The organism is Paenibacillus sp. WG02 (assembly GCF_055396115.1).
In genome coordinates this window covers 1,982,382-1,995,515 of record NZ_AP036016.1, presented here as the reverse complement: position 1 = coordinate 1,995,515, position 13,134 = coordinate 1,982,382, and the positions used below count along the sequence as shown (strand labels likewise).

14 protein-coding genes are annotated in these 13,134 nt (G+C 44.4%); 4 read left to right on the top strand and 10 right to left on the bottom strand.

Annotated elements, in window-relative coordinates:
- Positions 1 to 63 precede the first annotated feature (63 nt).
- Positions 64 to 309, top strand: a complete 246-nt coding sequence (locus ACBP55_RS09465; protein WP_464651045.1) for a DUF3951 domain-containing protein — start codon at positions 64 to 66, stop codon at positions 307 to 309.
- Between the two features lie 204 nt (positions 310 to 513).
- Here the strand turns inward: ACBP55_RS09465 and ACBP55_RS09460 are convergent, their stop codons facing one another.
- The 5 genes from ACBP55_RS09460 to cymR all read right to left on the bottom strand — a co-directional run bounded on the left by ACBP55_RS09460 (position 514) and on the right by cymR (position 4,081).
- A complete protein-coding gene (locus tag ACBP55_RS09460) occupies positions 514 to 1,584 on the bottom strand; it encodes an AI-2E family transporter (protein ID WP_029196900.1) in 1,071 nt (356 codons plus the stop codon).
- A 158-nt stretch (positions 1,585 to 1,742) separates the two neighbouring features.
- Complete coding sequence (locus tag ACBP55_RS09455) at positions 1,743 to 1,946, bottom strand: hypothetical protein (protein ID WP_029196901.1); 204 nt, start codon at positions 1,944 to 1,946, stop codon at positions 1,743 to 1,745.
- A gap of 7 nt (positions 1,947 to 1,953) precedes the next feature.
- Positions 1,954 to 2,475 (bottom strand): PRC-barrel domain-containing protein, encoded by a 522-nt coding sequence (locus ACBP55_RS09450; RefSeq protein WP_464651043.1) that lies wholly within the window; start codon positions 2,473 to 2,475, stop codon positions 1,954 to 1,956.
- Between the two features lie 28 nt (positions 2,476 to 2,503).
- Entirely contained in the window at positions 2,504 to 3,652 is a 1,149-nt protein-coding gene (locus ACBP55_RS09445) for a cysteine desulfurase family protein (protein WP_464651041.1), read from the bottom strand.
- A 9-nt stretch (positions 3,653 to 3,661) separates the two neighbouring features.
- Positions 3,662 to 4,081, bottom strand: a complete 420-nt coding sequence (cymR, locus tag ACBP55_RS09440) for a cysteine metabolism transcriptional regulator CymR (RefSeq protein WP_464651039.1) — start codon at positions 4,079 to 4,081, stop codon at positions 3,662 to 3,664.
- A gap of 311 nt (positions 4,082 to 4,392) precedes the next feature.
- Here cymR and mnmA point away from each other — a divergent pair, with 311 nt between their 5' ends.
- The 3 genes from mnmA to ACBP55_RS09425 all read left to right on the top strand — a co-directional run bounded on the left by mnmA (position 4,393) and on the right by ACBP55_RS09425 (position 6,828).
- Entirely contained in the window at positions 4,393 to 5,481 is a 1,089-nt protein-coding gene (gene mnmA, locus ACBP55_RS09435) for a tRNA 2-thiouridine(34) synthase MnmA (protein WP_464651037.1), read from the top strand.
- A 30-nt stretch (positions 5,482 to 5,511) separates the two neighbouring features.
- Complete coding sequence (locus tag ACBP55_RS09430) at positions 5,512 to 6,213, top strand: AlkZ-related protein (RefSeq protein WP_464651036.1); 702 nt, start codon at positions 5,512 to 5,514, stop codon at positions 6,211 to 6,213.
- Positions 6,214 to 6,426: 213 nt separating this feature from the next.
- The gene (locus ACBP55_RS09425; protein ID WP_464651035.1) at positions 6,427 to 6,828 is read left to right on the top strand and encodes a DUF3889 domain-containing protein; all 402 of its coding nucleotides are present in this window, start codon (positions 6,427 to 6,429) and stop codon (positions 6,826 to 6,828) included.
- Here the strand turns inward: ACBP55_RS09425 and ACBP55_RS09420 are convergent.
- From ACBP55_RS09420 to aspS, 5 genes are all read right to left on the bottom strand, one after another.
- Positions 6,823 to 8,142, bottom strand: coding sequence for a replication-associated recombination protein A (locus tag ACBP55_RS09420; protein ID WP_464651033.1), 1,320 nt, complete (start codon positions 8,140 to 8,142; stop codon positions 6,823 to 6,825). The genes ACBP55_RS09425 and ACBP55_RS09420 overlap by 6 nt on opposite strands.
- Positions 8,143 to 8,272: 130 nt before the next feature.
- Complete coding sequence (locus tag ACBP55_RS09415) at positions 8,273 to 9,808, bottom strand: MFS transporter (RefSeq protein ID WP_464651031.1); 1,536 nt, start codon at positions 9,806 to 9,808, stop codon at positions 8,273 to 8,275.
- Between the two features lie 7 nt (positions 9,809 to 9,815).
- Positions 9,816 to 10,355 (bottom strand): PadR family transcriptional regulator, encoded by a 540-nt coding sequence (locus tag ACBP55_RS09410; protein WP_464651030.1) that lies wholly within the window; start codon positions 10,353 to 10,355, stop codon positions 9,816 to 9,818.
- 214 nt (positions 10,356 to 10,569) lie between these two features.
- Positions 10,570 to 11,325, bottom strand: coding sequence for a tRNA threonylcarbamoyladenosine dehydratase (locus ACBP55_RS09405; RefSeq protein ID WP_029196910.1), 756 nt, complete (start codon positions 11,323 to 11,325; stop codon positions 10,570 to 10,572).
- Positions 11,326 to 11,349: 24 nt separating this feature from the next.
- Positions 11,350 to 13,131 carry an aspartate--tRNA ligase gene (aspS, locus tag ACBP55_RS09400; RefSeq protein ID WP_464651028.1) on the bottom strand — a complete coding sequence of 594 codons (1,782 nt, stop codon included), beginning with the start codon at positions 13,129 to 13,131 and terminating at the stop codon, positions 11,350 to 11,352.
- Positions 13,132 to 13,134 lie beyond the last annotated feature (3 nt).

Sequence of the window (13,134 nt, the reverse complement as noted above, 5' to 3'; positions counted from 1 at the left end):
CTTTGAGGGAATCGTATGTAACTTAAGTTCGTCTCTGTTATTTGATTCTCGGAGGTGTGTCAATTGGATTTCTCAACCCTCATCCTACTTGGGTTAATCGTACCCATCTTTGTATTAGTCATCTACATCATGACCAAGACTCTTATCAAAAAGGAAATACCCGATAGCCGTTACAATCCTTTTGACTATATAACAGGTCAAACTCGAGTAGAATTTCAAGAACAAAAAGAGCAAAAAGAAGAGAAAGACGACCAAGGAGACGATAAGGATAAAAATTTAAAAATCACAGTTGACAATCATTCTCACTGAAAGTATACTATGTTTAATGATAATGATTTTCATTATCGAACTAAGAAATATACCAAGAATTTTTATACTTATTCCGTAGCCCATTCGTTGGTTTACGCATGGCCACACCTTTCATATCCTCAACCCTCGTGCAGAACCCCTCTGAACCATGATCCCGCAAGTCATGGCTCAGAGGGGTTCTGTGCGTCCACTCCTAATGAAACCTCATGTTGTAGGCTTATGAACATAGTGAAGGAAAACATGTTGAATGATAACCTTCATGACGGCAAAGAAAGGCACAGCCAATATTAATCCCACAATACCCGCCACTTCCCCGCCAACAAGCAATGCGAAAATGATAAACAAAGGATGCATATGCAGCGTTCTTCCTACCACCTGGGGGGAGATGACGTTGCCTTCGAGAATTTGCACAGCTAAATTAATAAGGGCTACGAACAACAACATTTTCAGAGAGATCGTTGATGCCATTATGATTGCCGGCGCTGCCCCAAAAAAAGGGCCCAAGTAAGGGATAATATTAAACACCGCCACAACGCTAGCCAGCAGCAAGGCATATGGCATGCCAATAAGCCAATATCCCAAATAGGCAAGAACTCCTATAATCACGCAAACTAACAGTTGACCCCGGATATAATTACCGAGAGCAGTGTCAATATCAATGAGCAATTTGATTGTTTTCTTACGATGCTCACGAGGCACGATAGCCAGGGCTGTTTTCTCAATAATTTGAAAATCCTTTAAGATATAAAATGCCACGAACGGCACAATAAAAGCGATGAACAGCATATTGATGGTATTTCCAATCTGATTCATGTAATTCGAGATAGCCATGGAAATGCTATTTTCCAGCTTCGTAAGTGAATGATTAAATCCATTGCGCACACTGTCAGGCAGCAGTTGATTTTGATTAAAGCCATCGACAATCGACTGCGCACGCATAGCCATTTGCGGCATATGCTCATTCAGTTCCGCTATTTGGGACACAAACATCGGTGTCATATTCATGATAATAACGGTCAAAGATGAGAGAAAGACACTATAAATAAGCAGTACAGCAATGGTTCTTGGCACTTTCCGCTGATTAAGAATATTCACAATCGGGTTTAAAATGTACGAAATAATCACAGCTATAAAAAATGGCGTCAAGATAGCTTTAATAAAGGTAAAAACGCTGAACATGATAGGCTTAATTTGCAGCAGCATATATAAGCTTGCCAGAATAAGAAGGAGGTAAACAAGCCCAACAAACCATTTATTTTTCCAAAAACGTTCCATTCACTTCACCTCTGTTAATCCAAATAACATACGCTCATACAGTATATGTACAACCCGTCCAAATTAACCCGTTACATCATGAGCTAAACAATAAAAAAACGCTATTTCTTAAGCGCCGCTGCGCTTAAAAAATAACGTTTTGTAATGTGTATTAACGATTAATTGGCATGTTCATGGACTTGAGGAATTTCTTCCTCAAAAAACAAATCATCCAAAGAACTCAACGTACCGTCTTCCTCTACTTGATACACGGACATTTTATCTCCGTTAACGCTGAGTTCAATAAAGCAACCCCAGCAGTAGAATTGATGGGAACCGATTTTTCCAATATCTTTGGAATTACAGTTTGGACAACGCATAATGCTCACCCTATTCTTCTTTGGATACGAAGAGTTCTTCTACTTCCTGAGCGCAATGTACAGGCACTATGATGGCATCTTCCCCTTTGGTTGCCGACGCCGGCATGGGAAGCCATCTTCGCCCTTCCTTTAAATCAGAAATAAACCCTTCAGACAATTCATAACCTACTATTTGTTTACCCCAATTCTGGTTTAAATAAACATCTTCTACCACGCCTAATTTGTGCCCTCCCACCGTAATGACGGGAAGACCTTTAATTTTGCGGCTTCCTTCAAGAAAAGCATGACACTCTTCCACATGCTCAAACTCGCGAATGACAGTTTCGTTCGGTATGGTAATGGCATCTTCTCCGGCAGCGACGATTCCCTCCCACGGTATGTAACGTAAGGAGGAGAACCAATTCTTCACTTCGAGCATGATACCTCGTATGTTCCAATCAGGGCCTACCAACAAATCTTTAACTTGACCTATTTGTTTACCGGAATCTACCGTTAGAACGGGAAGTCCGATCAAATCATGCGCTTTGCGCAAGTTTTATTCCTCCTAGAACCACCCGGTACTATATAGTACGCAACCGTTTGACAATGGTTGCAATTTTCTGGGCAGCTGTTTCGATTTGTTCTTTAGAATTCCCCATTCCAAAGCTAAATCGAACCGCGGAGGCTGTAACATTTTCTGGGAACTTCATGGCTTGTAAGACATGCGATACTTCAAGTGAGCCTGACGTACATGCAGAACCACTTGCAGCGGCTACTTCTTCTAAATCAAGATTCATAAGAAGTGTTTCTGTTGAGATACCTGGAAAGCTGATGTTCAGAATATGCGGGATACACTGTTCCTTGTGGCCATTAATCGTAAAGCTATCCATGCCTAATTGCTGCTCAAGTATATTTATCATAAGCCCTCGAAACTCAGTAACTTTGGATTGCATGCTGTCCATCATTGGGAGAGTAACTTCCACAGCTTTGGCAAAGCCTGCAATTGCTGCTACATTCTCCGTACCTGCGCGGCGCTTTCTCTCCTGAGCACCTCCATAAACGTGAGGTGTCAACCTCGTGTTCTTCGATACATATAGGGCGCCTGCACCTTTGGGTCCGTATATCTTATGAGCCGAGAAACTCATTAAATCAACAGGAAGTTCACGAACATTCAGCGGCAATTTACCTAAAGCTTGCACCGCATCTACATGAAAAGGAATTTGCCGACTTCGCGCTAGTTGACCAACTTGCTCGATCGGTTGAATCGTCCCCACTTCATTATTCACATACATCATGGAAATGAGTGCTGTATCAGGTCGGATAGCCGCTTCCACATCTTCTATTTGAATAAGACCGGTCGGACCTACTGGAAGGTAAGTCACCTCGTATCCGAGGCTCTCCAATCGCTCACAAGGATGCAAAACAGCATGATGTTCGATCTCCGTCGTAATGATATGCTTCTTGCCATCCTTGTTCGCAGTCATGATCCCGAAGATCGCCATGTTATTGCTTTCGGTCCCTCCGCTTGTAAAAATAAGCTCAGCAGGTAAACAGCCGAACGATTTCGCCATAGAATCACGAAACCGGTTGAGTGCGGTTCTAGTAGCTCTGCCGAAGCTGTGAGTACTCGAAGGATTACCAAAAAAGGCTGTATAGAAGGGAAGCATCGCTTCCAATACTTCAGGATGCACGGGTGTAGTTGCTGCATGATCAAGATAAATGGGATTCATAGGACACCCTTAAATGTAAAACATGTAGTTGTCGTTCTTGCCTTGATCTTCGAAAGAAATCAAGTTCGCAAGTGTAGTAGAATCTAGCACGTCCGCAATACTATCGCGAATACGAATCCACAGATCACGCTTAGCCGGATCATCTTCCTCCGTAAAATCGACAGGACTAATCGGTCCTTCTAATACACGAATAACTTCGCCTGCCGTTACGAGTTCAGCGGATTTTGAGAGAATATATCCACCGTAAGCGCCGCGAATACTTTTGACTAATCCTGCATTGCGAAGAGGAACTACAAGTTGTTCCAGATAATGCTCGGAAAGCTGATGCTTTTCGGCAATACTTTTGAGTGAAGTCGGTCCTTCACCAAATCGATTGGCCAGCTCCATCATGATCGTTAAACCATAGCGGCCTTTTGTAGAAATTTTCAAAGTTACACCTCATTCAACATTATATGCCATCAAGGAGTCTGATCGATATTGCTAAAACTTCGTTTGCCTACCATCTATATTATCCACGTTCAGACGCAATTGGTCTTCCCCATCTTGGTACACAGCGTTTCCATTTTTCGCAAAAACATTCCTAAACATCCGTATATCGTATATATGGTATCATAAATTCCTTGTTCTGTGGGGGAAAAACAATGACATTCTCATGAAATATTTTAATTTTGAACAATAGAGAGGTATAATAGGAAGAGTTTTAAATAAAGTCCCACAAGATAGAAAAGAGGTTCACAGCTATGAGTAAAAAAACACGTGTCATTTTGGGAATGTCCGGAGGTGTCGATTCTTCGGTTGCCGCGCTGTTGCTTAAGGAACAGGGCTACGAGGTTATTGGCATTTTCATGAAAAATTGGGACGATACCGATGAGTTCGGCCATTGTACCGCAGAAGAAGATGCAGAGGATGTTAGAAGAGTGTGCGATCAGCTCGACATCCCTTTCTATACAGTTAATTTCGAAAAGCAATATTACGACAAAGTTTTCGCCTATTTCTTGGACGAGTACACCAAAGGCCGCACGCCAAATCCGGATGTAATGTGTAACCGAGAAATTAAATTCGGGGAATTGCTTCAAAAAGTCATTGATTTAGGCGGGGACTACATTGCAACAGGTCACTATGCACAAGTGAAAGAGCAAGATGGTGAATATGTGCTTTTGCGTGGTAATGATGCTAACAAAGATCAAACGTATTTCCTTAACGTCCTCAATCAGCAGCAGCTGTCCAAAGCCATGTTTCCGATAGGCCACCTGCCGAAGCCAAAGGTTCGTGAAATTGCGGAAGCAGCAGGTCTAGCCACGGCTAAGAAAAAAGACAGCACAGGAATTTGCTTCATCGGCGAACGAGATTTTAAAGAGTTCCTCAGCCAATACTTGCCTGCTAAACCCGGCAATATGGTCGATATTCGTAACGGTGAAGTCAAAGGCCGTCACGATGGCTTGATGTACTACACCCTTGGCCAAAGACAAGGACTTGGTATTGGCGGTTCAGGCTCAGGCGAGCCGTGGTTCGTTGTAGATAAAGATTTGGAAAGCAACCAACTGCTTGTTGTTCAAGGTGAGCAATACCCAGGATTATATTCTAAAGGCTTAACAGCCACAGATGTGAACTGGATATCTTCGAGCAGACCTCTGGGCGCATATGCCTGCACAGCCAAATTCCGTTACCGTCAGCCAGACCAAGGCGTAGTCCTTACGTTTATGGAGGATGGGACATGTGAAGTTGTCTTCGATAAACCACAAAAGGCCGTAACGCCAGGTCAATCCGTCGTTTTCTATGATGGGGACGTGTGTTTAGGCGGCGGAGTTATTGATAAGGTTCATAAATAAGTTTGATCGGCGGATAAAGGAACAGAAAGGATGATTGTATTGGTTAAAGTGAATGAGGTTGGTTGGAAAGCTGCTGCTTATGAGGATGTTACGAAGATCGTGAAAGAGGTCGGTATTCTCCCTCTCTCTTCATTCATACCAGATCATCCTTCACTTGAATCTATAACTTCGCAAGAACAATGGCATACCGGGCTAGATACTGATCCTTGGTTATGGCGAGATCGTCTCCCTGGCGACGGCATTGCCGCTTATGGCCGCTTTTTTGCAAAGAAGCCCATGTTAATTTCTGCTGAGCTTTTTCCATTAGTTAAGAATTTGTTAGACGAGCCTTATTCGGTTGAGGAGCGTTACGCAGATGGGGAGCTTCCCAAATCAGCTGTCGAGCTTTATCAAGCTGTTCAAGAGAATGAAGGCATCGATGTTAAGGAGCTTCGTTCCAAAATCGGAATGAAAGCCAAGGAGTCGAAAAATGAATTCGACCGAGCTCTGATAGAACTCCAAAGCAAAACAGATATCGTCATAGCTGGTATAAGTGAACGCCTGAATGCCAATGGCACCAAGAACGGCTGGAACAGCACCTGCTATATGACTGCCGAGCATTGGATGGAGCTTCATGGGATTAAGGCCAATACACTTCCAACTCCGGAAGCGAAAAGTCAACTCCGAGCGTTGCTTCAGGATCGATTTAGTCCTGCCGCGGGTGTTTATTTGAGTAAGGTTTTTAAATTATAGAAATGATCACTAATAGGAGCCCTCAGGGCTCCTATTTCTGTTCGCCAGCGCTGTCGCCAGCAAACATATAAAACGGCATTCTTGTAGAAATTACCGCTTACCTTTCAAGTATGCAGGCTTAACTCTAAGCATAGGATAATCGCGAAAGGTGTGAGTGAATGGGTAGAATCTTAGCCGTATTTCTCATTATTTGGGTTGGTTGGTCCAGGAAGTTTGCATGCAAGAATTCCAAGTACTGAAGCAGGTACAGCATGTACTGAAACAAGTACAGAAGCAAGTATAAAGACAAGAATAGAGACAAGTTCCGAGACCGGTTCTGAGATGATTTTGGAAGAAATTTTAGTAGAACATAAGCCAGTACATGACCCTGAATATGCCAAATGGAGCCGTCTTGCCTTTCAAGAGGCTGGAAGACTATATACTTTATTAGATTATAAATATTTAGGGCGCTCCACTGTCGCACCAGGTGTTGCGCAGCAGCAGTTCCGCTTCTGGGTAAGGGATCATGGTGTCGAATTTCCGCTGATTGTTTCGATTCGATACGATCCTATTACGGAGAAAATTTTCACAATCGATATGGAACAAGAAAAAAGAGAGAACCTACCGATTTTATAAACCAGTAGATGTCCCTCTTCTTTTATGCTGATTGAGCTTCATTTTTTCTTCTGTCCCCTGCTCACTAGCTGCAAAAATGATCTCATTTCGAATTTCGTCAGGCAAGTACTGCTGCTTCACATAGTGTCCAGGATAATTATGCGGATACATATAGCCTTTATGCCCGAGCTGATCAGCACCTTTATAGTGCGTATCACGCAGATGAAGCGGTACATTCGCAGATTTCACTTGGTCCATCAACTGTTCCGCGCGAGAAATAGCCATCGGTATCGAATTTGACTTTGGACTCTCCACAGCGAATAAAATTGCCTGGGAAATGATGTATTTGGATTCCGGCCAACCAATCTTATGATAAGCATCCATGGCCGTTACGGACTGCACCATCGCCTGCGGATTGGCAAGGCCGATATCTTCGCTGCAGGCGACGATTAGACGGCGTAGGAACGTCATAGGATCCATGCCGAGCTTCTCGACGGCATACAGGAACCAGAACAGCGCGGCGTCGCTGGAGCCGCGCACGCTCTTGTGAAAAGCGGACAAGACGTCGTATTGCGTCGACTCGTCCGCTTTCACGATTGGGCGGCGGATTGACTCTTCCGCCACCTCGAGCGTAATCTGAACCGTTCCATCCGGTTCAGGCGAAGTCGTCAGCGCTGCAAGCTCCAGCGCGTTAAGCGAACGGCGGATGTCTCCATTGGCCATCCGCGCAATGTGCTCCAGCGCCTCCTCGTCTACGTGGAGGCGCATGAAGCCGAGCCCCTTCACGGGGTCGGCGATGGCTCTTCGCATGGCGATGAGCGCATGCTCCGCCGTGAGGGGCTCCAGCTGAAACAGCGTCGAGCGCGACAGCAGAGCCCCGTTCACATGGTGAAACGGGTTCTCTGTCGTCGCACCGATGAAGATGAGGATGCCCTGCTCTACCGCAGGGAGCAGCGCATCCTGCCGCGAGGTGTTGAAGCGATGCACCTCGTCCAAGAACAAGGTCGTCTTACGACCGTACATCGCTTTATTGGTCTTCGCTAGCTCGATAATCTCTCGCACATCTTTGACCGAAGCGTCCACGGCGTTCAGCTTCATGAACTCACCTTGTGTTCGGTTCGCTATGATGTTGGCCAATGTTGTTTTTCCTGTGCCCGGAGGTCCATAGAGCAAGATCGAGGTCACCTGATCGGCCTCAATCGCACGTCTTAGCAGCTTTCCTTTTCCGACGATTTGCTCCTGCCCAATATAGTCATCAAGTGTTGTTGGCCGCATGCGATCAGCTAACAGCTTCCCTGCTGGTTCTTGTGAAGAAGCATATGTAAACAAGTCCATAAGTAATTTATCCTTTACTTTGCATTGAAAGATATAAGCTCTATTATAACCCTCATACGAGATCATGTCATGTTTTGTCAGTAAAAGAACCCCCCTGATACGAAACCAGGAGGATCCTTCTTGAAACCATCTATATAGATTGAGGGGTTGCCTTTTCATTCTGCGGTTCCGGACGCTGGACAGGTACCGTGAAACGAAGAGGTCCTGCTATGAATGTAGCCGTTAGTCCGACAATACCGAACACGATACTTATGATAAAACCATGGTTAATCGCAGTCCCCAGTGAATCTCGGAGGAAATCCATCGTTTCCTTAGGGAGCGCGGCTCCAGCTCGGATCAAATGTTCTGGATTAGCCAAAGTCGATAATTGATTAAGAGGCATGTTGTGCTCGGCTGCGCCTCCTTGAATAAGACTGTTGTATCTCGTGTTGACGACAGTCGCCATAATCGAAGCCCCGAGAACCCCTCCAATATTACGCCAAAAGCCAATGATGGAGGAACTGACACCGATATATTTATGATCTACGCTGAGAGCAACTGCATTCTGAGCAACACTCATTAACGGACCAATCGCCCCTACGCCAAGTATAGCCATAAGAGTAATCATATACAGATTACTTGCGTCATGACTGACTACAGTTAACAAATAGCTAATGATAATACCCGTAATCATACTGGACGCAATAACCGCACGGAAGCTAAAGAAACGTTGAAGGAAACCGAACAAAACTGCTCCCACCATTAAAGAAAACATCATCGGGGTCAAAAGCACATTTGAATTCGCCCGACCTAGTACGGCAGTTGAGAAAATAGGCAAGTAAGCAATTGCCGAGAACATGATCGCTCCTTGGCAGAGGCAAGCTAACATCATGCCGAGAACCATTCGGTTTTTAAATAAGGGTAAAGGCAGCATGGGTTCTTGGGCCCTGCGTTCAACCATAATGAACAAGAAGCCTACAACAACAGCAACAGCTAACAGACTAATAATTTGCCAGGACGCCCATGAATAATCTTTACCGCCGAACTCTAAAGCAAGCATAAGTGAAACAGTTGAAATAATGAGTAACAATGTTCCTAAATAATCAATTTTCGGACGACGAGTCGAACGAGTTTCCTTGAGAGCAACAAGTAAAACGAAAAACGATAGTATACCCAGTGGTAAATTAACATAGAAACACCAGCGCCAACCCCAAGTTTCGGCGAGTAATGTACCAATTTGCGGTCCCGCTACGGATGAAAGACCGAAAATCCCAGCGAAAACCCCTGATAGCTTAGCCCCCTGCTTGGGATCTGAAAAAAGTGTATAAATAATGGTGAAACTTATGGGAAAAATAGCTCCTGACCCTATCCCTTGAATCGCTCTATATACGATCAGCTGCGTCATATCCTGGGCCGTACCGCAGAGTGCCGAACCGATCAAAAATATGGATATTCCAATCAAATAAAAGAGCTTTCTGCCAAACATATCCGACAACTTTCCGAAAACAAGCATCGTGCTCGTAGACGCTAGCATATAAGCTGTGAATACCCAGCTAATCTTATCAAAACCATTAATGTCTCCTATGATATGACTTATTGCAGCCGCCGTAATTGTATTATCAAGCGCAGACATCAACAGCCCTAAAGCCATTGCCAGTATGATAAAACCTGTTTTTTTATTACCCACTTTCGTTTTACCCCTTTTCCATTTTTAAATGACTCAACCGTTCTATTCCAGCCATTAATGTTCGCAGCGTACTTTCCATATTTTCGATACCAATTTGAATACAAAGCTCCTGAGTTTGAGACATTAATGACTTTGACTTACCGTTCTCATACATCTTCTTCAAATGCTCAAGATCATCTTTCGTACTCGATACACTATTTTCCAAATATTCAATAATGACCTCGACCTCAATAAATTCACCAAAAAACAAGCGAGTCATCGCATCAGATTTGAATTCATTGGCTTGCATAGGGCTGTACATGTAGGCTTTGAAATGCTTTTGGCCGTCCTCCGTGATGGAGTAGACATTCTTATTCGGTCTTCCCTCTTGGATAACATTTTCCTTCGTAATGAGACCTTCCTTCTCCATCTTGCTAAGCGTAGGATAAATCGTGCCAAAACTGGCATTGTAAAAATAGGAAAATACGGTCTCAAACATATTCTTGATGTCGTATCCCGATAGACTGCGCTTCATTAAAAGACCTAAAATGACATCCTGACTAGTCATGCTGTAAGTCCTCCTTCTTTCATGTTGTGCTTCTTTATTAACAATTTAGCAGATTATATATATCGAGTCAACATATAAATGATTGATATATGATCATTCGATATAGTATCCATTGATTTAACCTTTGTAGTTCCTTTTGCTTCGTCCGAGCCACCTAGGCTTTGCATAATAAAACAGAAAAACGGATGCCCTCTTCTCAAGGACGTCCGTTTTTCTATTTCTTCTTCAAACCAATTTCCAATAGTTCTTTCACAGCCACACTCACCATGATCAGTCCAGCCACAGGCGGAACAAAAGCATTGCTTGCCGGCGGTTGTTTCGCCTTGCGAATTTCAGGCGCATTCGCAGGAACGATTTGCTGCGTTACGTCCTCGCGGGGTTTCATCGGCTCTTCGGTCGAAAATACGACCTTCACGCCTTTTTTGATCCCTTCCTTACGCAGTTTTTGACGCACCACACGCGCAATTGGATCCATGCTCGTTTTGGAGATATCCGCTACTTTAAACTGTGATGGATCCATCTTGTTAGCTGCACCCATACTGGATACGATAGGAATCTTCCGCTCTAGACACTGTTTAATGAGATGGATTTTGTAGGAAATGGTATCACTCGCGTCCAGCACATAATCGATTGGATATGCGAATACTTCCTCGTACGTTTCCTCTGTGTAAAACATCCGGAGCGCGATAACATCGCATTCCGGATTAATCAATTTGATTCGATCGCGCATCAGGTCGGCCTTTGGCTGACCTACTGTTGTCGTAAGCGCATGAATCTGACGGTTAATATTCGTGATGTCGACAACATCTTTGTCAATCAGAATAAGACGTCCAACCCCTGTACGCGCTAGTGCTTCAGCAGCGATTGAACCTACACCGCCAATACCAAGGACGGCAACTGTGCTATTCTTCATGATCTCAAGCCCCTCAGGGCCAATCGCTAGTTCAGTTCGTGAAAATTGGTGAAGCATAGAAACACTTCCTCTTCTATGTTCTTAGGCTTTAGCAGCAGGCTGCTTTAGCGCTAAGCGAATCGACAGCTGTTCAAGCTGTTTGTCGTCTACTGTCCCCGGTGCATCGGTCAACAAGTCTGTTGCGCTTGCCGTTTTCGGGAATGCAATCGTTTCTCTGAGGTTCGTGCGGCCAGTGATCAGCATCACCAAACGGTCGAAACCAAAAGCAAATCCACCGTGCGGAGGTGTTCCATATTCAAAAGCTTCGAGTAGGAAGCCGAACTTCTCAACAGCTTCTTCTTTGGAAAAGCCCAGCGCACCGAACATTTTCTCCTGTACTTCACGTTGGTAAATACGCATCGAACCGCCACCCACTTCGTATCCGTTCAAGACAAGATCGTAAGCTTGCGCACGAATTTGACCTGGATCTGTATCAAAGAAATGAATATCTTCTTCATTTGGACGCGTGAACGGATGATGCTCAGCAACATAACGTTTAGCTTCTTCGTCGTACCCAAGAAGTGGGAAGTCCACAACCCAAGCATATTTGAACTTCGAGTCATCGATAAGGCCAAGTTGACGACCGATTTTGAGACGTAGGTTACCTAGTACATCAGCAACAACTTTTTTCTTATCAGCGGAGAATAGAAGCAAATCCCCTTCTTCTGCGCCCAAACGCTCTGTTAACGCAGCGATTTCAGCTTCATTGAAGAATTTAACGATAGGCCCTTTGAATTCGCCGTCTTTCACTTGAATCCAAGCTAAGCCTTTGGCTCCAAAACGTGCTGCGAATGGCAAGAGGTCATCGATTTCTTTACGACTCCATGTGCCGCAACCTTTAGCGTTCAAAGCTTTTACTTGACCGCCGCCTTTAACGACGTTTGCAAACACTTGAACACCTGAAGTTTCAACGATATCAGAAACATCTTCAAGTTCTAGACCAAAACGTAGATCCGGTTTATCCGAACCATATTTCGCCATAGCATCCGCATACGTGATACGTTGGAATGGACGCGGGATTTCGACTTGAGCTGTTTCCTGCATTAATTTGACTACGAGTTCTTCCAAGATTTCAAGCAATTGATCCTGAGAAATGAAGGAAGTCTCAATGTCGACTTGTGTAAATTCAGGCTGACGGTCTGCACGAAGATCCTCATCGCGGAAACAGCGTGCGATTTGGTAGTAACGCTCCAAACCACTAACCATCAACAATTGTTTAAAGATTTGCGGGGACTGTGGAAGCGCGAAAAATTCGCCCGGATGCACGCGGCTTGGCACCAAGTAATCGCGAGCGCCTTCCGGTGTGCTTTTCGTCAAAATCGGTGTTTCAACTTCAACAAATCCTTGATCATCTAAGAATTTACGGAATACTTTGGACGCTTTGGAGCGAAGCATTAATGTTTTTTGCATTTCCGGACGACGCAGATCCAGATAACGATATTTCAAACGAACGGCTTCATCCACATCTACGCCGTCTTCGATGAAGAACGGAGGTGTTTTGGCAGCATTCATAATTTCGATTTCAGTTACCTGAATCTCAATTTCACCCGTTGTAATATTTTTGTTAACCGTTTCGGCATCACGTTCTACAACTTTCCCTTTAACAGCAAGCACGTACTCATTACGAGCGCGGTCAGCAATGGCAAGTGCATCCCCTGAGAAGTCTGGGTTAAATACAGTCTGTACAAGCCCGCTGCGATCGCGTAGATCGATGAATAGAACGCCACCTAAGTCACGTCTTCTTTGCACCCAACCGTTTAGTGTTACTGTCTGTCCTACCTGAGCCTTAGTAAGCTGCCCACAATGATGTGTTTTGAGCATCATGAT